Raw genomic sequence first — 17,894 nt, forward strand, 5'->3', positions numbered from 1 at the left:
ATGACGCAGACAAGCGCCCGCAAGGGCATGACACGGCGCGCCTTGCTCGCGCGCTCTATGGCGGCGGGGGCATCGCTTGTGGTGGGCGCGGGTTTCGTCGCCGGGGCAAACGGGGCCTGGGCGCTCGAGACGCGGGCGCTGCGCCCCGAAACCATGGCGACGCTCATCCAGATGGCGCGCGACATCTACCCGCATGACCATGTGGCGGATGAATATTACGTGATCGCCGTCAAGGGCTATGACACGCCCGAAGCCGCCCCCGCCATCGAGGCGGGCATCGCGGGGCTGGACGCGGCGGCGCAAGGCCGCGGCCATGCCGATTACCTCAGCATCGGGTGGGAGCGTGACCGCGTCGATATCCTGCGCGGCATCGAGGAAAGCGCCTTCTTTCAGCAGATCCGCGGTGGCCTTGTGACCGGCCTTTACAACCAAAAGGCGGTCTGGCCGCTCTTTGGCTATGAGGGCGAGTCCTACAGCCAGGGCGGCTATATCGACCGCGGCTTCGACGACATCACCTGGCTCTGAGCCATAGCCATCAAGGGAGGAACGACTATGGCTGCACCTTTTGACCATAACGACGACACGGTGATCGTCGTCATCGGCACCGGCGCGGGCGGCGGCGTGCTGTCCAACGAACTGGCGCAACGCGGCGTGTCCGTGGTGGCGCTGGAAGCGGGCGGGCGCTACCTGCCCGAGGATTACATCAACGACGAATGGGAAAGCTTTGGCCAACTGGCCTGGCTGGACCCGCGCACCACGTCGGGCGACTGGCGCGTGGCGCGCGATTTTTCCGGCCTGCCAGCCTGGATCGTCAAGGCCGTGGGCGGCACCACGACCCATTGGGCGGGCGCGTCGATCCGCTTTCAGGAGCATGAGTGGAAGGCCGCGACGACCTACGGCCCGGTGCAGGGCGCGAACCTTCTGGACTGGCCGATTGACGGGGCGGAAATGGCCCCGTGGTATGACAAGGCCGAGAAGAAGCTGGGCGTGACCCGCACCAACGGGATTCCGGGCCTGCCGGGGAACAACAATTACAAGGTGTTCGAGGCGGGCGCAAAGGCGCTTGGCTACAAGGAAGTCCACACCGGCCGCATGGCGATCAACAGTCAGGACTATGACGGACGCATGGCGTGCCAGCAGACGGGTTTCTGTTTCCAAGGCTGCAAATGGGGCGCGAAATGGTCGGCGGCCTATACCGACATCCCGCAAGGCGAGGCCACGGGCAATCTGGAAGTGCGCTCGAAGGCGCATGTCGCCCGCATCCTGCATGATGATCAGGGCCGCGTGACCGGCGTCGAGTATTTCGACGCGGCGGGGAACCTTCAGATGCAGAAGGCGCGCGCGGTCTGCGTGGCAGGCAACAGTTTCGAATCGCCCCGTCTGCTGCTCAACTCCGCCTCTTCCATGTTTCCTGACGGGCTTGCCAATTCCTCGGGTCAGGTCGGGCGCAACTACATGCGGCACATGACCGGCTCGGTTTACGGCGTGTTCGACAAGCCGGTGAAGATGTGGCGCGGCACCACGATGGCCGGGATCATCCAGGACGAGGCGCGGCACGATCCCTCGCGCGGCTTCGTCGGCGGTTATGAATTGGAAACCTTGGCGCTTGGCCTGCCCTTCATGGCGGCGTTTCTTGATCCGGGCGGATGGGGGCGCGAATTCACCACCGCGCTCGATTCCTACGAGAACATGGCCGGCATGTGGATCGTGGGCGAGGACATGCCGCAGGAAACCAACCGCGTCACCCTCAACCATGCGGTCAAGGATCAATACGGCCTGCCGGTGGCGAATGTGCATTTCGACGATCACCCCAACGACATCGCGATGCGCAACCACGCCTATGCGCGCGGCGCGGCGATCTATGATGCGGTGGGGGCCACGCGCACCCTGCCGACGCCGCCCTACCCGTCGACGCACAACCTCGGCACCAACCGCATGTCCGAAAACCCGCGCGACGGGGTGGTGAACAAATGGGGCCAGACCCATGACATTCCCAACCTCTTCGTCTCGGACGGCTCGCAATTCACCACCGGGGCGGCGGAGAACCCGACCCTGACGATCGTGGCGCTTGCCATCCGGCAGGCGGATCACATCGCCGGTGAACTCTCACGCGGCACCCTCTGACAAGAGGCCTGCGTTTCCCCCGGCGGCTTCCTCTCCCCGAGACCGCCGGGGGAATGTCTACCGCGCTTCCTGCGCATGACGGCACAGCCGCGCGGCGTGATGCGCCACCCTCACCAGCCAGCGCAAGGCATCGGTGCGCGCGAATACCTCTGCCACGGGCACAAGCCCCGCATGTTCGCGCAAGAGCACGCCCCGCCGGTAGCGCCGCCCGCGCCGCTCAATCAGCCGCGCCAGCGGCTCGCGCATCCGGTCCCGGTCAAGCGCGGCGGCAAGGGCCGCCACATCACGCCCAAGCCGCGCCTCCTGCCGCAGCGTGGCGATACGGTCGCGCTGCCCGCAGCGGTCCAGAAGCCGCTGAAAATGGTCGATCTGATGGAGGAGCGCGGCATAGCGCGCGGCCTCGTCGGCGCGGTCGGGCGCGATGCGCACCTGTGCAAGGAACGCCCCGAGCGCGGCCACCGCCGCGCCCCCCTGCACCGCGACCGAGGCGAGCGCGCGCAGATCGCCCTCGGGTCCGATCGCACGGGCGAGCGCGACAAAGAGCGCGCGGCGCAGCCGGTCGGCCACTGCCTGCGCGGCATCGAGTGCCGCCCCCTCATCGGCCAGAAGCCGCCGGTCCAGCCCCTCGGCCAGCGGCACGGCGCGTTCCGGGACCAGCCGCGCAACCAGCGCGGCAAAGCGCGGGGTCAGCGGCAGGAAGACCGCCGCGCCGAGCAGGTTGAACCCGGTATGAAACAGCACCAGAGCCGTCTGGTCATCCCCACCCAGCCATGTGCCATGCAGCAGCGGCGCAACCAGATCGAGCAGCGGAAACGCCAGCGCCGCCGTGCCCAGATTGAAGAGCAGATTGGCCAGCGCCGTCATCCGCATCGCCCGCCCGCCGCCAAGCGAGGCCAAAAGGCCCGTCGCCGTGGTGCCCATGTTGAAGCCGATGACCAGCGCCGCCGCCTGCGCGAAGCCAAGCGCACCCGCGCCCAGAAGCACCAGAACCAGCGCCATCGCCGCCGAGGAGGACTGGATCAGCGCCACGATCCCCGCGCCCATCAGAATGAGCAGAAGCCGCCCGCCCCAGCCGTCTGCGCCGTCTGCGGGCAGCACCTCGGGGGTGAGCCACGCGCCAAGCCCGCCCGTGGCCGCCTGCATCATGTCCAGCCCGATGAACAGCAGACAAAACCCGGCCAGACCCCGCCCCGCCCGCGCCACCCGCCCGCGGCCCAGCAGGATCAGCATGGCGGCGACAAAAAGCACCGGTAGCGCCAATGTGCCCAGCTTGAGCTTCAACCCCAGCACCATGACGATCCAGCCGGTCACGGTGGTGCCGATATTGGCCCCGTAAAGCACGCCAAGCGATTGCACGAAGCCCAGAAGCCCCGCGCCGACCGCGCCGATGGTGATGAGCGAAACGGCGGAGGAGGACTGGATCACAGCCGTCGCCACCGCCCCCGTGGCCACCCCCCGCAGGGGCGAGGCGGTGAGCGTGGCCAATGCTTGCCGAAATCCGCGCCCCGCAACTTCACGCAGCGCGCCGGTCATGATCTCCATGCCCAGAAGAAACAGCCCGACCCCGCCAAGCCCGGTCAGAATATCGCCCGTCATCGTCGCCGCCCCCCGATGTCACGCGAGGATGCGGCGCGCTGGCGGGATTGGCAAGCGGGCGCGGCTCAGCCCTTGGGCAGGTAGGGGATGCCGCCCGCCGCGTCGGTGTCGTCGATCACCCAGAAATGCCCCTCGCTGCCCGCCTGCCGGGCGCGGGCCAAGGGTGCGTATTCGGGATCGCTGCCAAAGGCCTTCGCCGCCTCGAGCGAGGGAAATTCGATCAGCGCGATCAGGGTGGTATCGGGCGCGTTGCCCTCCAGCGTGGTGATGTTGGCGCTGCGCGACAGATAGCGCCCGCCATGTTTTGCCGCGATGTCGTGGGTCCTGGCCGCGTATTCGGGCACCCAACTGTCCTCGGCCACCTTGACCTGAGCGATGAGATAGACGGGCATGGCTGTCCTCCTGTTGCGGGCGCTCCTCCCGAGGCCCCACGCGAGCCTAGCACGGAAAACCCGTCCGCGCCCGACACAGACTTTGGTCGCAAGCCCATGCCGGGATTTTCTGCGCGCACCGCGATTTTCCTCTTGCGGCGCGGCGCGAGGCTTTGTATCTCACGCCTCACCCAAGGACGCGGGCGTAGCTCAGGGGTAGAGCATTACCTTGCCAAGGTAAGGGTCGAGAGTTCGAATCTCTTCGCCCGCTCCATTTTCCAGATTTTTCTACGAAAATGGGGCGCCGTCCGGGGTGCGCGCGGGCCTCTTCCCTTGCCGCGCGGCGCGCAGTATAGAGCGCGCAACGCCAGCCGGAGGCCCCATGCGCAGCGCAACCATCACCCGCAAGACCGCCGAGACCGATATCAGCGTGGAAATTGCGCTCGATGGGTCGGGCCGTTACGACAACCGCACCGGCGTCGGCTTTTTCGATCACATGCTGGACCAGTTGGCGCGGCATTCGCTGATCGACATGACCATCCGCTGCGCGGGCGATCTGCATATCGACGATCACCACACGGTCGAGGATGTGGGCATCGCCCTCGGGCAGGCGCTGGCCCACGCGCTTGGCGACAAGCGCGGCATCCGCCGTTACGGGGCCTGCCTTCTGCCGATGGATGACGCGCTGGTGCGCGCGGCGCTCGATCTCTCGGGGCGGCCTTATCTCGTGTGGAACGTGGCCCTGCCCACGGCCAAGATAGGCACGTTCGACACGGAACTTGTGCGCGAGTTCTTTCAGGCGCTAAGCACCCATGGCGGCATCACCCTTCATGTCGAGGCGCTCGCGGGCATCAACAGCCACCACATCGCCGAAGCCGCGTTCAAGGCCGTGGCGCGCAGCTTGCGCGAGGCGGTCGAGAGCGATCCGCGCAAATCCGACGCGATCCCCTCGACCAAGGGCAGTCTCTGAGCGCAGCCCGAAAAGTGGATGCCGGTTTTCGGAACAAGCTGCGCGACAAAGGATAAAGCCATGACCACCGTCATCGTCGATTACGAGAGCGGCAACCTGCACTCGGCGGAAAAGGCGTTTCAGCGCATGGCGCAGGAGACCGGCGCGGGCGATGTGATCGTGACCGCCGACCCCGAGGTGATCCGGCGCGCCGCCCGCATCGTGCTGCCGGGAGACGGGGCATTCCCGGCCTGCCGCGCGGCGCTGTTTGACCATCGCGGCGTCTATGAGGCCATCGACGAGGCGGTGCGCAGCCATGGCCGCCCGTTCCTTGGCATCTGCATCGGGATGCAGATGCTGGCCACGCGCGGGCTGGAATATACCGAGACCCCCGGTTTCGACTGGATCGGCGGCACGGTCGCGCATATTGCCCCCACCGACCCTGCGCTCAAGGTGCCGCATATGGGCTGGAACGATCTGGTGATCGACCATGCCCATCCGGTTCTGGGCGGGATCGAAACCGGCGATCACGCCTATTTCGTCCATTCCTTCCACTTCGAGGTCGCCGACCCCGCGCATCGCCTCGCGCATGTCGAGTATGGCGGCGCGATAACCGCCATTGTCGGGCGCGACACGATGCTGGGCACCCAGTTCCACCCCGAGAAGAGCCAGGCCACCGGGCTGCGTCTCATTGCCAATTTTCTGGCGTGGCGGCCCTGAGCGATCAGCTCTCCCAGAGGCGCGGCTCGGCCATTTCAATGGAATTGCCCGCCGGGTCGCGGAAATAGACCGAGCGCGCGCCACCGGGCCAACGGAAATCGGCCTCGATCGCCACCCCCGCCGCCTCGAGCCGGGTGCGCCAGCGATCGAGGGCTGGCCCCTCGACGGCAAAACAGAAATGCCCCGGCCCTTGCGCACCATGCGGTGGCACGGGCAGAGCGGGACTGTCGGGCGGCTTGGCCGTCTCATCGGGGTTGAAGATCAGCAGAACGCCCGCGCCCACGCGGTAGAACACATGGCGCGCCCCCACCCGCACGATCCGTTCGAGACCAAGCAAGCCGCCGTAGAACGCCTCGGCGGCGTCGAGATCGCAGGCGTAGAGCGCGGCCTCAAGGATGGCGGCGGGAGGGGGCAGGACATCATCCGTCATGACCCGAGTGTGCCGCAGCCCCGCCCCCCTTGTCAAAGCGCGCGGCTTTATTTCGCCCGCTGCCAGGTGCCGCCATCGCGGCAGATGCCCATCACGCAGCCGCTGACCTTGAGCGTATCACCATTGAGTTGCAGCTTGGAATTGTAGGTCTTGCCGCGATCCGGGCTGTAGACCTTGCCCTTGTAGGCCCCGCCGCCGGTAGGCACCGTTTCGGAGATGATGTTGCGCCCGATATTCTCGCTTGCGATCTCCTGCCCGGCGGAATTGTAGGACTTGACCAGCTTGCCGCAAATCGCGCTGCCGCAAGGGGCTACCTGAATCAGACCGGAATTGCCGTTGTCGTCGGCGGCCGTGCGCCACATGCCCAGAAGCGGCTCTGCCATGGCCGAGCCTGCCCCAAGGCTCAGAACCGCCGTGATCATCAGAAACTTGCGCATGTCGTTGTCCTCCCTGACTGCTGCGGCAAATCCTCTGACAGCGGGCGCGTTGAAATCAAGTCTGACGTTGGGTCGCGGCGGGTCGCGTTGCAAATCCCGCGCGGGCGTGCATAACCGCGCAGAGCAGACAGGAAAGGTGCGCCGATGATCCTCTACCCCGCCATCGACCTCAAGGACGGACGCGCCGTGCGCCTTCTGCGCGGCGACATGGAGCGCGCCACGGTGTTCAACGAGGACCCCGCAGCGCAGGCGTTGGAGTTTGTCGCGGCGGGCTGCGAATGGCTGCATCTGGTGGATCTCAACGGGGCCTTCGCCGGGGCACCGGTCAATGCCGCGCCGGTCGAGGCGATCCTCGCGGCCTGCAAGGTGCCCGCGCAGCTTGGCGGCGGAATCCGCGACATGGCCACCATCGAACGCTGGCTCGACCGGGGGCTGGCGCGGGTGATCCTCGGGACCGTGGCGGTGGAGAACCCGGCCCTCGTGCGCGAGGCGGCGCGCGCCTTTCCGGGGCAGGTGGCGGTCGGGATCGACGCGCGAGGCGGTCGCGTGGCCACCAAGGGCTGGGCCGAGGAGACTGATGTGGACGCCACCGATCTGGCCAAATCCTTCGAGGATGCCGGGGTGGCCGCGATCATATATACCGACATCAACCGCGACGGCGCGATGCAGGGGCCGAATGTCGAGGCCACGGCAGCGCTAGCGCGGGCGGTGTCTATCCCGGTCATCGCCTCGGGCGGCGTCTCGTCGCTCGAGGATCTCATTGCGCTGCGCGATACCGGCGTCATCGCGGGCGCGATCTCGGGTCGCGCGCTCTATGACGGGGCGCTTGACCTGCGTGCGGCGGTGGCCGCCCTGATGGAGTGAAGCGATGGCACTGCGCGCACTCTATGCGGTCCTTGTGCTTGGCATAGCGATTTGCGCAGCCCCGCTGCTGTCGGTGATCTGGGCTGAGGCGTTCGCCCGACGCCATGGCTGCACCCTTCACGAGGGATTCACCAACCCTTGCGTCGTCAATGGCCACGATTGGGGCGACACGCTTTACACGGCCTTCGTGGCGGGCTGGCTGATGCTGCTGACGCTCCCGGTCGGCGCGATCCTGTTGCTCGTCCTCATCATCACGGGCGGGCTGCATATGTGGCGACGCCGCCGCCGGTAAGAGCGCCGCGAAGGTCCCGGAGGTGCCGTGCGATCAGCGCCCGGCTACTCGACAGCGGCAGCGGTGAGTTTGCCCAGCGCGCCGGTCATCATCTTGAGATACGGCGCATCATCGGAAATCTTCAGGTCGGCGAACATGTCTTCGGGGTCTTGATAGGCGAGCCACACCTGCCCCTCGGCATCCTCATAAACCAGCACCCGCAGCGGCAGAAAGAGGCCCGCGCGCGGATCGTCCTGCATCGCCGCCGTGCCCATCTTCGGGTTGCCGAAGATCAGCAGTTGCGATGGCGCGAGCGCCATATCCACGCTCGCCGCCCCAGCGGCGTGATCGACGCGGGCGAATACCGTGGCCCCGGCCCCCGTCACCGCCGACTCGAGCCGGTCCATGGTGGCGGGCACATCTGCCCCGGCGCGGAGCTTGATGATGTCGTCATCGCCCGCAACTGCGGGCAACGCCGCCAGGGTGATCGCCACCGCGCTCAGAAATCGTCTCATGAAACCCTCCGTCAATGATCGATGCGAATCTGCGTCGCATCCTCTGGCATCCTGACGGATTTGCCCATAGAAACCGTGACACTGTCACCAAACCCGGCGAACCCATGCTCAAGACCCGCATCATCCCCTGCCTCGACGTGGCCGACGGGCGCGTGGTCAAGGGTGTCAACTTTGTCGATCTGCGCGACGCGGGCGATCCGGTCGATGCCGCGCGCGCCTATGATGCGGCGGGCGCGGATGAGCTGTGTTTTCTGGACATTCACGCCACGCACGAAAATCGCGGCACCATGTTCGACGTGGTGCGCCGCACCGCCGAGGCCTGTTATATCCCGCTCACCGTGGGCGGCGGCGTGCGCTCGCCCGAGGACGTGCGCGCGCTGCTTCTGGCGGGCGCGGACAAGGTCAGCTTCAATTCCGCCGCTGTCGCGGACCCGGACGTGGTCGCCCGCGCCGCCGACCGGTTCGGCAGCCAATGCATCGTGGTGGCCATCGACGCCAAGACAGTCCGCCCCCCCGCGCCCCTCCGGGGCGACCCCGGCAAATGGGAGATTTTCACCCACGGGGGCCGCAAGCCTACCGGGATCGACGCGGTGGACTTTGCCCGGCTTGTGGCCAGCAAGGGCGCGGGTGAGATCCTGCTCACCTCGATGGACCGTGACGGGACAAGGGCGGGATTCAACATCCCGCTGACCCGCGCCATCGCCGATGCGGTGGATATCCCCGTGATTGCCTCGGGTGGCGTCGGCACGCTTGACCACCTTGTCGAGGGCGTGACCGAGGGCCATGCCTCTGCCGTTCTCGCCGCGTCGATCTTTCACTTCGGCACCTACACCATCGCCGAGGCCAAGGCGCATATGGCCGCCGCAGGCATCCCGATGAGGCTGGCGGCATGACACTCGACGATCTCGCGCGCATCATCGCCGCCCGCGCACAAGCCGCCCCCGATGAAAGCTGGACCGCCAAGCTTCTGGCCAAAGGCCCCGAGAAATGCGCCGAGAAATTCGGCGAAGAGGCCGTCGAGGCCATCATCGAGGCGGTGAAGGGCGACCGCGACCGCCTGACATCAGAGGCGGCGGATGTGCTCTTTCACCTGCTGGTCATGCTGCACTCGCGCGATGTGGCGCTGGTTGACGTGATGGCGGAACTGGCGCGCCGACAGGGCACCTCCGGCCTCTCCGAAAAAGCCTCCCGTTCGAAAGACTGAGCTGATGATCCGTCATATCGTGTTCTTCTCCGCCGCCAATCCCGAGGACGTGGATCGCATCCGCGAGGGGCTGATGATGCTGGCGGATATTCCCCATGCCCGCCATTTCGAGGTTGGCCGCAACCTGCAAAGCGATGCCATCGCGGGCGCACGTGTCGATCTTGTGGTTTATGCCGAGTTCGCGGACGAGGCGGCCCTTGCCGCCTACAAGGCGCACCCGATCTATGCCGAGTGCATCGCTCTGGTGCGGCCCCTGCGCGACCAGCGTATCGCCGCCGATTTCAAATCCGGCTGAGCGGCGGTCGCCGGGAATTTTTTCGAGAAAAAATTCCGGCCCAAGAAAATTCGCGAATTTTCTTGGGGGTCGCCTCTCAGGCAATTGCTCCGAGCACGTCCTCGACCGCCTTTGCCACGCGCAACAGCCGCTCTTCTTGAAACGGCTTGCCGCACAGCAACAGGCCACAGGATGGAACGCCCGTGGGCAACGTCACGGCGCAAAGCCCCATCAGGTTGCCGACGCGGGTGTTGCGCAGCGTGAGCAGGTTCTCGGTCACGTAATACTCGCCCCCCTCCATCAGCCGCTCGCGGTCGGGCGGCAGGTTGGGGGAGGCGGGCATCAGCACCGCATCATAGCCCGCGACCCGCGCATGCCAGACCGCGCGCAGGCTCTCCAGTTTCTGCCATGCGGCGACGTAATCGGCGGCGGAAATCTCTCGCCCGCCCCGGAACCGCTCCAGAATCGGCGCGAACATCTTGTCGGGGGCGGCCTCGATCACCTCCCGCCAGAGGCCGTAAGCCTCACCTGTGAAGAGCGCCGGGGAAAGCGGCATGGCCTCGGCCACTTCGGGCGCGTCGATCTCCTCGATCACGGCTCCGGCGGCGCGCAGGCGCGCGACCGCCCCGGCATGGGCCGCCTCGGGTGTCTCGCGCAGGTCGTCGAGCACGGTGGTGGTGAGCGCCGCAAACCGCACCCCGCGAAGCGACGCGCCGCGCAGATCGGCGGGCTTGCCGCCTTCGAGCGCGGCGAGCATCAGGGCCGCGTCCTCGACCGAGCGGGCAAGCGGCCCGACCGTGTCGAACCTCAGGCAGAGCGGCACCACCCCGTTGAGCGACACCCGCGTGGCCGTGGTCTTGAGCCCCACAAGATCGTTCCACGCCGAAGGAATGCGCACCGAGCCCCCCGTATCCGAGCCGATCCCGCAGGCCGCCAGACCGAAGGCCACGCTTGCCGCCGCCCCCGAGGACGAGCCGCCCGGCACGGCAGCGGGGTCATTGACGCAAGGCGGGGTGGCGGTGATCGGGTTCAGGCCAAGGCCGGAAAAGGCCAGTTCGCTCATATGGGTCTTTCCCAGACACACCAGCCCCGCCGCCGTGGCATTGCGCAACACCTCTGCATCGCGGTCGGGCACGCGCCCCTTGAGCAGGGCCGATCCGGCCTCTGTCGCCACGCCGGCACTGTCGAAAAGGTCTTTCCAGCTGATCGGCACGCCATCGAGCGGGCCGCGCCGCTGCCCCGACGTCGCACGCGCCGCCGCTGCTGCCGCCTCGGCGCGGGCACGATCCTCGGTCACGGCGCTGTAGATCGCGTCGCGCAGCGGATGCGCGCTGATCGCCGCAAGATAGGTGTCGGTCAGCGCCTCCGGGTCGATTGCGCCGCCTTCGATCCCGCGTCCCAGATCGGCCGCGCTCATGGTAAGCCAGTCCTGCATGTCCATCCTCCCGCTTTGCCCCCTTGCTAGCGGCACGAGAGCGCATGGACAATCCCGCGCGCGCGGCCATATTGAGCAGCATGGAAAAGACGCGTGATCTTCTCATTGTCGGCGGCGGCCTGAACGGCCCTGCCCTTGCGCTGGCCGCAGCGACGGCGGGGCTTACCAGCACCGTGATCGACGCGCTGCCCGCGCCGGTGCGCGAGGCGGGCGATTTCGACGGGCGCGCCTATGCGCTGGCGCTCTCATCGGTGCGGCTCTTGCGCAATCTCGGGGTCTGGGAGCGGGTGGCCGGGAACGCGCAGCCGATGCTGGAAATCAAGGTCTCGGACGGGCGCGCGGGCGAGGGGCCTGCCCCCTTTTTCCTGCATTTCGATCATGCCGAGATCGAGGAAGGCCCGATGGGCCACATGCTCGAGGACCGCTTTCTGCGCCGCGCGCTGATCGACGCGATGCAGGAGGCACCCGGGATCACGCAGCTTTCGGGCGAAGAGGTTGTGGCGCAGGAGGTCAGCCCGCAAGGTGTCCTGCTCTCGCTTGCCTCGGGCAAGTCGCTTTGCGGGCGCGTGCTCATCGGGGCGGACGGGCGCGGTTCGGGCACCGCCGCGCGGGCCGGTATCCGGCGCACCGGCTGGGGCTATGGCCAGACCGCGCTGGTCGCCGCCATCGAGCACGCGCTGCCCCATCACGGCATCGCGCATCAGTTCTTCATGCCGCCCGGCCCGCTGGCGATCCTGCCGCTGCCGGGCAATGTCAGCTCCATCGTCTGGAGCGAGACCGACGAGACCGCCGCGCGGTTCGCGGCCCTGCCCGATGACGCCTTCATGGAGGTGTTGCGCCCGCGCTTCGGCGATTTCCTGGGCGAGATCACGCTGCGCGGCAAACGCTACACCTATCCGCTCAACCTCACCGTCGCCAACAGCTTCGTGGCGGACCGTCTCGCGCTCATCGGCGACGCCGCTCACGGGATGCACCCCATTGCCGGACAGGGCCTCAATGCCGGGCTGCGCGACGTGGCGGCGCTGGCGCAGGTGCTGGGCGAGGCCACCCGCCGGGGCGAGGAAATCGGCGCGCCCGACGTGCTGGCCCGCTACCAGCAATGGCGGCGCTTCGACACGGCCACGCTGGCGCTGGCAACGGACCTGACCAACCGGCTCTTTTCCAATGACAATCCCTTGCTGCGCGCGGCGCGCGACCTTGGCATGGGGGCCATCTCGCAGCTGCCTGCCCTGCGTCGCGGCTTCATCCGCGAGGCGGCGGGGCTCACGGGCGACTTGCCCGCGCTGATGAAGGGCTGACAGCCCTCCTGACGCCGTGCCTTGACGCCATGAGGCGAAATGCCCACTGTCCGCGCGATCTTTGCCCCGAGGAGCCGACATGGCCGCAACGCCCCCCCCTTTTGCCCCGTTTGAGTGGATGATCGCCTGGCGCTACCTGCGCGCGCGCCGCGCCGAGGGCGGCGTCAGCGTGATGACCTGGATCAGCCTTGTCGGGATCACGCTGGCGGTCTTTGCGCTGATTGCCACGCTGTCGGTGCGCTCGGGGTTTCGCGCGGAATTCGTCGATACCATCCTTGGGGCCAATGCCCATGCCACCCTCTATCAGGCCGGGACGGCCGACCCGCTGACCGGGCGCGTCGACCGCACCATTGCCGAGTATGAGGCGATGGCCGAGAGGCTGCGCGCGGTCGAGGGCGTCACCCGCGCGGCACCGCTCGTGAAGGGACAGGTCATGGCCACGGCGAACGGGCGCAACGCGGGCGTGCAGGTCTTCGGCATCGACCCGGCGGACCTGCTGACCATCCCGCGCGTGGCCGACCCCGAGACCGGGCGCGGCGATATCGCGCGGTTCGATGAGGGCATCGCCATCGGCTCGGGCGTGGCGCAGGAGCTGGGCCTGTCGCTGGGCGACCGTATCCGCCTCATCTCGCCCGACGGGGTCAAGACGCCGCTTGGCACAAGCCCCCGGATCAACGCCTATGACGTGACCTATATCTTCTCTGCCGGGCGCTACGATATCGACCGGGTGCGCGTCTACATGCCCTTTGCCGAGGCACAGAGCTATTTCAACCGCGACGGGCGCGCCGACGAGATCGAGGTCATGGTGCGCAACCCCGAGCGGGTAGACGACATGATCCCGGCGCTCTTGCGCGCGGGCGGCGACCGGGCGCTGGTCTGGACATGGCAGGATTCGAGCGGATCGTTTCTGCGCGCGCTCGAGGTGGAGGATAACGTGATGTTCGTGATCCTCTCGATCCTCGTGCTGATCGCCACGCTCAATATCACCTCCGGCCTTGTGATGCTGGTCAAGAACAAGGGGCGCGATATCGGCATCCTGCGCACCATGGGCCTCAGCGAAGGCTCGATCCTGCGGGTGTTCTTCATCTGCGGAGCCTTCACGGGCCTGATCGGCACGGCGGCGGGGGTGATCCTTGGCTGCCTCTTCGCTCTCTATATCGACCCGATATTTTCCTTCGTGAACATGATGATGGGTGGGCAGGTCTGGGATCCGTCCATTCGCGGCATCTATCACCTGCCCGCGAAATTGCAGGCGGGCGATGTGCTCACGGCCGTGGCGCTGTCGCTTGGCCTGAGCTTCGTGGTCACGCTCTTCCCGGCGCGGCGCGCGGCGCGGATGAACCCGGTGGAGGCGCTGCGTTATGAGTGATCCTATGCTGCGCCTCGCGGGTGTCGAGAAGGGCTATAACCGGGGTCGCGTGGGAGAAGTCCTCGTGCTCCAGGGCGTGGATCTCGAGGTGCAGCGCGGCGAGATGGTCGCGCTCGTGGCCCCCTCGGGCGCGGGCAAATCGACACTTCTGCACATCGCCGGGCTGCTCGACAGCGCCGATAGCGGCACGGTCGGGATCGGCGGCAAGGATGTCACCGCCCTTGGCGAGCGTCGCCGCACGGCGGTCCGGCGGCGCGAGGTGGGCTTTGTCTATCAGTTCCACCACCTTTTGCCGGAGTTCACGGCGCTGGAGAACATCGTGCTGCCGCAACTGGCCGATGGCGTGGCGCGCGCAGAGGCCGAGACGCGCGCGCGGGCGTTGCTGGCGGAGGTGGGCGTCGCCGCGCGCGCCGGTCACCGGCCTGCGGCCATGTCGGGGGGCGAGCAGCAAAGGGTGGCCTTCTGCCGGGCGCTGGCGAACCGTCCGGGGCTGTTGCTGGCCGATGAGCCGACCGGCAATCTCGATCCCGGCACCGCCGATCAGGTCTTTGCCGCGCTCGAGCGGCTGGTGCGCAATGAAGGGCTGGCGGCGCTGATCGCCACGCATAACCTCGAGCTTGCGGCGCGGATGGATCGCGTGGTGCGGCTCGATCAGGGGCGGGTGGTGTAAGGCCGCCGCCCCGCCAAGGGGGCGGCGACGGATTGCTCAGGCGGTGACGGCAAGTTCGGTCATCATGCCGGTGGCGAGATGGCCCATGTGGTGACAATGCAGCATCCACGGCGCCGCCTCGCCCGCGTCAAAGGCGATGGTCACCATGCTCATCGGCGGCACCTGCACGGTATCGCGCAGCGCGCCCGAGAGCCGCGTCATGCCAAGCCCCACCACCTGAAACGCATGGCCGTGCAGATGCATCGGATGCGCCATCATCGACATGTTGTGGAAGGTGAGTTCGACACGCTCGCCGCTGCGGGCGGGAATCGGCGCGTGAGTGCCATAGGCCTGGCCATTGATGGTCCAAAGATAGGGGCTCATCGCGCCGCCCAGCATCACATGCTGGCTGCGGTCTGCCGCGCGGTCGGGCAGAGGCGCAAGCGCCCGCAGCGCGGCCTCCTGCGTGAGGTCGGTCGAGGCGGGGGGATGATCGGCCTCCGACAGGCCCGCGATGCGGGGGATCTCCGCGCCCCTGGGGGCAAGGATGAGGCCGGTGCGCTCGCGCGCGCCCTCACGCAGGGCCAGCACCGGCAGGGCGGTGCCGTCGCCGGGCAGGTCGATCTCGATATCGAGCCGCTGGCCCGGTGCGATGGCAAAGCGCGCGGCGGCATGGGGCTGGCACGCATCGCCATCGGTGGCGACAAGCCGCCCGGTCACAGCACCAAGATCGAGCCAGTAAACGGTCATCGAAGAGGCGTTGATCGCGCGCAGACGCACCCGCCCGCCGCGCTCGACGGCGATCACCTCGGGGTCGTCAAGCGTGCGGTCATTGGCAAGATAAGCGTCGAAATCAAAGTCGTTGAGGTCCATCGCCATGGCCCCCATACCGCCCATGCCCCCCATCATGCCCTGCATGCCCGCCATGCCCGGCATCGCCCCGTGACCCATGGCCGGGGCTGCGCCATGCCCGCCACCATCCCCGCCCGTGACCTCTGCCAGAATCTCCTCGGGTGTGCTGAACGAGAAATCGTGCAGGAACAGCACCACCTCCTGCCGGTCCTCGGCCAGATCGGCACCGGAGCGCACGACGAGCGGCGCGGCGAGCAGGCCGATTTCCTGCGCCGGGATGTGGCTGTGCATCCAGAACGTGCCGGGGCGCGGGGCGAAATCAAAGGCGCGCGTCTCACCCGGCGACAGCATCGGGTTGGTATTGGGCACGCCGTCCTGCGCATTGGGCGGGATCTGACCGTGCCAGTGGATAATCGTCTCATGGGCGAGGTCATTGATCAGATCGACACGAAACCGTTCGTTCGGATCAAGGACGAGGCCGAGTCGGCCGGCGTCATCGACTAGGCCCATGACAGTGGCGGCACGGCCCTGCACCTCGATGGTGCGGGTGGTGGCGGTCAGGCGGCGCGCGCCTGATGCGGCACGGACACGGGCAGGCAGAAGAAGGGCCGCAGATGCGGCGGTTGACGCGGCAAGAAAGCCGCGACGCGAAAGGAGGGTCATTGGAATTTCTCCGAAAACAGGGGGGCCGGAACGCATCCGGCGGGCCAGTTGGTGCTATTAGGCCAGATGTTTCGGAGGGGGCGAGACCGGGCGCACCCAATCGACCCAGAAGCGCGGGGCGTCGGTCCGGGGTTGCGCCGCGTGGGACGCGGGGGGGCGCGCATCGCCGGTCGTTCTGGTCAGGAGCGGGCCGGTGCAAAGCGCCTTGCAGGCGATGTCATCGCCGTCATCGGGCAGGTCCGACGGCATCGGGTGCGCGGGTGCGAGGTGATTGTGATGCGCCGCAACCTTGTCATGTGCCGCGCCGTGAAGGCCAAGCGCGGGCAGGCTCAGCACAAGGCCAAGCAGCATGGCCACGAATGGCAGAGCGGTGAAGATCCGGCGCATGCTTTGAAAATAGGGTGGCTTGACCGCTCCGGCAAGATGCAACATGCCGGAACGAGGCAAATCGGGAGGCGAACATGCGGGGCGCGGCAGTGGCAGCAGTCAGATCATTTCTATTTCCCGATCTGATCAACTTGCTCGATGCTGATGTAAACTCGAGACCCTCGTATTTCGATAGTTCCCCCTCCAGATATCGTGCACAGATCAGAATATGAAAACATGAAGCTTGTATTGTCACATTCTCTCTCAATGCGTTCGCGTGCGTCTCGACCCGTATCAACGGTCACGCCGAAAGGTTCTCGATTTTCGTCATAAAATGTGAATGACTTGTCACTACTATTGTATCGAATTTTCCCAGAAAATCGAACTTCTGTCCTGTCCATTGAAGACAGGTATTCTGATAACTGTGATGTCTCAGCAAGCGCGGCAGTGGATGCTGTCAAACTCACTAAAATTGATATGGTAACTCTAGTCATGGGCTTGGGACACTCTTTTCATGTTTTTTGCCGAACATTGATGCGCGCCGTGTTTCACCGTGGAAACTACGGTAGCTTGACCGCCCCGGCAAGATACCCCATCCCTGACAGAGGCAACGTCACAAAGGGGGCAGGGATGCGGGGCGCGACAGTGGCGGCACTCATCTTGATGGCCGGAGCGGCAGAGGCGCAGGATACGCGCGTGGGCGCGGAGATCTTCAGTCGCTATTGCACCGCCTGTCACGGGACGGATGGCACCGGGGACGGGCCGATGCGCCGGGTGCTGACGCTCGATCCGCCGGACCTTACGCGGCTGGCTGCGGGCAATGGCGGGGTGTTCCCGCGCGCCCGCGTGATCTGGCGGATCGACGGGCGCGATCCGGTGCTGGCCCATGGCAACGAGATGCCGGTTTACGGGGATCTCTTCGCGGGCCGCGATCTGGTCATTCGCTCCGAGACCGGGGAGGCGGTCCGGAGCACGCAGCCGATGGCCGATCTGGTGGCCTGGCTGGAGGGGTTGCAGCGGCGCTGATCCGGGCTATTTCCCTGCCAAAGCGGAGGATTTGCCATGCGTGCCCTAGCCCTGACCCTGATGCTGGTTCTTGCCACCGCCCTGCCCGCCCGCGCCGAGGACGCCGCCGCGCGCGCCGTGATCGAGGCGCAGATCGAGGCGTTCCGGACGGGCGATTTGCCCCGCGCCTACGGTTTCGCAAGCCCCGTGATCCAGCAGAAATTCGGCTCTCCCGAGATATTCGGTCACATGGTCGAGCAAGGCTATCCGATGGTGTGGCGGCCCTCGGAGGTGACCTTTCTGGAGGCGCGCGACATCGGCGGCCGCCTGTGGCAGGAGGTTTTCCTGCGCGATGCGGCGGGGCGCGGCTGGATCGCGGATTACGAGATGATCGAAGAGGGCGGCACGCTGAAGATCAACGGCGTGCACCTGCGCGAGGCCCCCGAAAGCAGCGTCTGAGCGACAAGCACCGTGACGGTGGCCTGAGACCCCGTTAACCGCG

22 protein-coding genes and 1 tRNA gene are annotated in these 17,894 nt (G+C 66.9%); 15 read left to right on the forward strand and 8 right to left on the reverse strand.

Annotated features, from left to right (window positions below; translation table 11 throughout):
• Both ACSSV8_RS00710 and ACSSV8_RS00715 read left to right on the forward strand, forming a co-directional pair.
• Positions 1–525 carry a Twin-arginine translocation pathway signal gene (locus tag ACSSV8_RS00710; protein WP_454281183.1) on the forward strand — a complete coding sequence of 175 codons (525 nt, stop codon included), beginning with the start codon at positions 1–3 and terminating at the stop codon, positions 523–525.
• Between the two features lie 27 nt (positions 526–552).
• On the forward strand, positions 553–2,124 hold the full coding sequence (locus tag ACSSV8_RS00715) for a GMC family oxidoreductase (protein ID WP_454281184.1): 1,572 nt from the start codon (positions 553–555) through the stop codon (positions 2,122–2,124).
• A gap of 57 nt (positions 2,125–2,181) precedes the next feature.
• On the opposite strand, the gene ACSSV8_RS00720 is transcribed toward ACSSV8_RS00715, so the two are convergent.
• Positions 2,182–3,720, reverse strand: a complete 1,539-nt coding sequence (locus ACSSV8_RS00720) for a Na/Pi cotransporter family protein (protein ID WP_454281185.1) — start codon at positions 3,718–3,720, stop codon at positions 2,182–2,184.
• A gap of 65 nt (positions 3,721–3,785) precedes the next feature.
• Positions 3,786–4,112, reverse strand: a complete 327-nt coding sequence (locus ACSSV8_RS00725) for a DUF1330 domain-containing protein (protein ID WP_354538947.1) — start codon at positions 4,110–4,112, stop codon at positions 3,786–3,788.
• Between the two features lie 178 nt (positions 4,113–4,290).
• On the opposite strand from ACSSV8_RS00725, the gene ACSSV8_RS00730 reads away from it, so the two are divergent.
• From ACSSV8_RS00730 to hisH, 3 genes are all read left to right on the forward strand, one after another.
• Positions 4,291–4,365, forward strand: a tRNA-Gly gene (locus ACSSV8_RS00730).
• Positions 4,366–4,473: 108 nt separating this feature from the next.
• Positions 4,474–5,061, forward strand: a complete 588-nt coding sequence (hisB, locus tag ACSSV8_RS00735; RefSeq protein WP_354538946.1) for an imidazoleglycerol-phosphate dehydratase HisB — start codon at positions 4,474–4,476, stop codon at positions 5,059–5,061.
• A gap of 60 nt (positions 5,062–5,121) precedes the next feature.
• The gene (gene hisH / locus ACSSV8_RS00740; protein ID WP_354538945.1) at positions 5,122–5,760 is read left to right on the forward strand and encodes an imidazole glycerol phosphate synthase subunit HisH; all 639 of its coding nucleotides are present in this window, start codon (positions 5,122–5,124) and stop codon (positions 5,758–5,760) included.
• A gap of 4 nt (positions 5,761–5,764) precedes the next feature.
• Here the strand turns inward: hisH and ACSSV8_RS00745 are convergent, their stop codons facing one another.
• Entirely contained in the window at positions 5,765–6,190 is a 426-nt protein-coding gene (locus tag ACSSV8_RS00745; protein ID WP_354538944.1) for a VOC family protein, read from the reverse strand.
• Positions 6,191–6,237: 47 nt separating this feature from the next.
• A complete protein-coding gene (locus tag ACSSV8_RS00750; RefSeq protein ID WP_354538943.1) occupies positions 6,238–6,627 on the reverse strand; it encodes a DUF2147 domain-containing protein in 390 nt (129 codons plus the stop codon).
• Positions 6,628–6,771: 144 nt separating this feature from the next.
• Between ACSSV8_RS00750 and hisA the strand changes: the two genes are divergently transcribed.
• Entirely contained in the window at positions 6,772–7,491 is a 720-nt protein-coding gene (gene hisA, locus ACSSV8_RS00755; RefSeq protein WP_454281186.1) for a 1-(5-phosphoribosyl)-5-[(5-phosphoribosylamino)methylideneamino]imidazole-4-carboxamide isomerase, read from the forward strand.
• 4 nt (positions 7,492–7,495) lie between these two features.
• Entirely contained in the window at positions 7,496–7,783 is a 288-nt protein-coding gene (locus ACSSV8_RS00760) for a hypothetical protein (protein ID WP_354538941.1), read from the forward strand.
• A gap of 44 nt (positions 7,784–7,827) precedes the next feature.
• Here the strand turns inward: ACSSV8_RS00760 and ACSSV8_RS00765 are convergent, their stop codons facing one another.
• Positions 7,828–8,277: a DUF302 domain-containing protein gene (locus ACSSV8_RS00765; RefSeq protein ID WP_354538940.1), complete on the reverse strand. Its 450-nt coding sequence runs from the start codon at positions 8,275–8,277 to the stop codon at positions 7,828–7,830.
• A gap of 104 nt (positions 8,278–8,381) precedes the next feature.
• On the opposite strand from ACSSV8_RS00765, the gene hisF reads away from it, so the two are divergent.
• The 3 genes from hisF to ACSSV8_RS00780 are packed head-to-tail and all read left to right on the forward strand — an operon-like array spanning position 8,382 to position 9,776.
• Positions 8,382–9,170: an imidazole glycerol phosphate synthase subunit HisF gene (gene hisF, locus ACSSV8_RS00770; protein WP_454281302.1), complete on the forward strand. Its 789-nt coding sequence runs from the start codon at positions 8,382–8,384 to the stop codon at positions 9,168–9,170.
• Positions 9,167–9,481: a phosphoribosyl-ATP diphosphatase gene (locus tag ACSSV8_RS00775; RefSeq protein WP_354538939.1), complete on the forward strand. Its 315-nt coding sequence runs from the start codon at positions 9,167–9,169 to the stop codon at positions 9,479–9,481. Before hisF ends, ACSSV8_RS00775 begins: the two co-directional genes overlap by 4 nt.
• A gap of 4 nt (positions 9,482–9,485) precedes the next feature.
• The gene (locus ACSSV8_RS00780; protein ID WP_354538938.1) at positions 9,486–9,776 is read left to right on the forward strand and encodes a Dabb family protein; all 291 of its coding nucleotides are present in this window, start codon (positions 9,486–9,488) and stop codon (positions 9,774–9,776) included.
• A 76-nt stretch (positions 9,777–9,852) separates the two neighbouring features.
• Here ACSSV8_RS00780 and ACSSV8_RS00785 read toward each other — a convergent pair whose 3' ends face one another.
• Positions 9,853–11,190, reverse strand: coding sequence for an amidase (locus tag ACSSV8_RS00785; RefSeq protein ID WP_354538937.1), 1,338 nt, complete (start codon positions 11,188–11,190; stop codon positions 9,853–9,855).
• A gap of 44 nt (positions 11,191–11,234) precedes the next feature.
• On the opposite strand from ACSSV8_RS00785, the gene ACSSV8_RS00790 reads away from it, so the two are divergent.
• The 3 genes from ACSSV8_RS00790 to ACSSV8_RS00800 all read left to right on the forward strand — a co-directional run bounded on the left by ACSSV8_RS00790 (position 11,235) and on the right by ACSSV8_RS00800 (position 14,527).
• On the forward strand, positions 11,235–12,488 hold the full coding sequence (locus ACSSV8_RS00790; RefSeq protein ID WP_454281187.1) for a UbiH/UbiF/VisC/COQ6 family ubiquinone biosynthesis hydroxylase: 1,254 nt from the start codon (positions 11,235–11,237) through the stop codon (positions 12,486–12,488).
• Between the two features lie 79 nt (positions 12,489–12,567).
• Complete coding sequence (locus ACSSV8_RS00795) at positions 12,568–13,857, forward strand: lipoprotein-releasing ABC transporter permease subunit (protein ID WP_454281188.1); 1,290 nt, start codon at positions 12,568–12,570, stop codon at positions 13,855–13,857.
• Positions 13,850–14,527, forward strand: a complete 678-nt coding sequence (locus ACSSV8_RS00800) for an ABC transporter ATP-binding protein (RefSeq protein WP_354538934.1) — start codon at positions 13,850–13,852, stop codon at positions 14,525–14,527. Before ACSSV8_RS00795 ends, ACSSV8_RS00800 begins: the two co-directional genes overlap by 8 nt.
• Before the next feature lie 36 nt (positions 14,528–14,563).
• On the opposite strand, the gene ACSSV8_RS00805 is transcribed toward ACSSV8_RS00800, so the two are convergent.
• Both ACSSV8_RS00805 and ACSSV8_RS00810 read right to left on the reverse strand, forming a co-directional pair.
• Positions 14,564–16,021 (reverse strand): multicopper oxidase family protein, encoded by a 1,458-nt coding sequence (locus tag ACSSV8_RS00805; RefSeq protein WP_354538933.1) that lies wholly within the window; start codon positions 16,019–16,021, stop codon positions 14,564–14,566.
• A gap of 57 nt (positions 16,022–16,078) precedes the next feature.
• The gene (locus ACSSV8_RS00810) at positions 16,079–16,408 is read right to left on the reverse strand and encodes a hypothetical protein (protein ID WP_354538932.1); all 330 of its coding nucleotides are present in this window, start codon (positions 16,406–16,408) and stop codon (positions 16,079–16,081) included.
• A gap of 609 nt (positions 16,409–17,017) precedes the next feature.
• On the opposite strand from ACSSV8_RS00810, the gene ACSSV8_RS00815 reads away from it, so the two are divergent.
• On the forward strand, positions 17,018–17,413 hold the full coding sequence (locus ACSSV8_RS00815) for a c-type cytochrome (RefSeq protein ID WP_454281189.1): 396 nt from the start codon (positions 17,018–17,020) through the stop codon (positions 17,411–17,413).
• A 36-nt stretch (positions 17,414–17,449) separates the two neighbouring features.
• Positions 17,450–17,851, forward strand: a complete 402-nt coding sequence (locus tag ACSSV8_RS00820; protein WP_354538930.1) for a DUF4864 domain-containing protein — start codon at positions 17,450–17,452, stop codon at positions 17,849–17,851.
• Positions 17,852–17,894: the final 43 nt, after the last annotated feature.

This window comes from Roseovarius sp. MBR-79, from assembly GCF_053628555.1.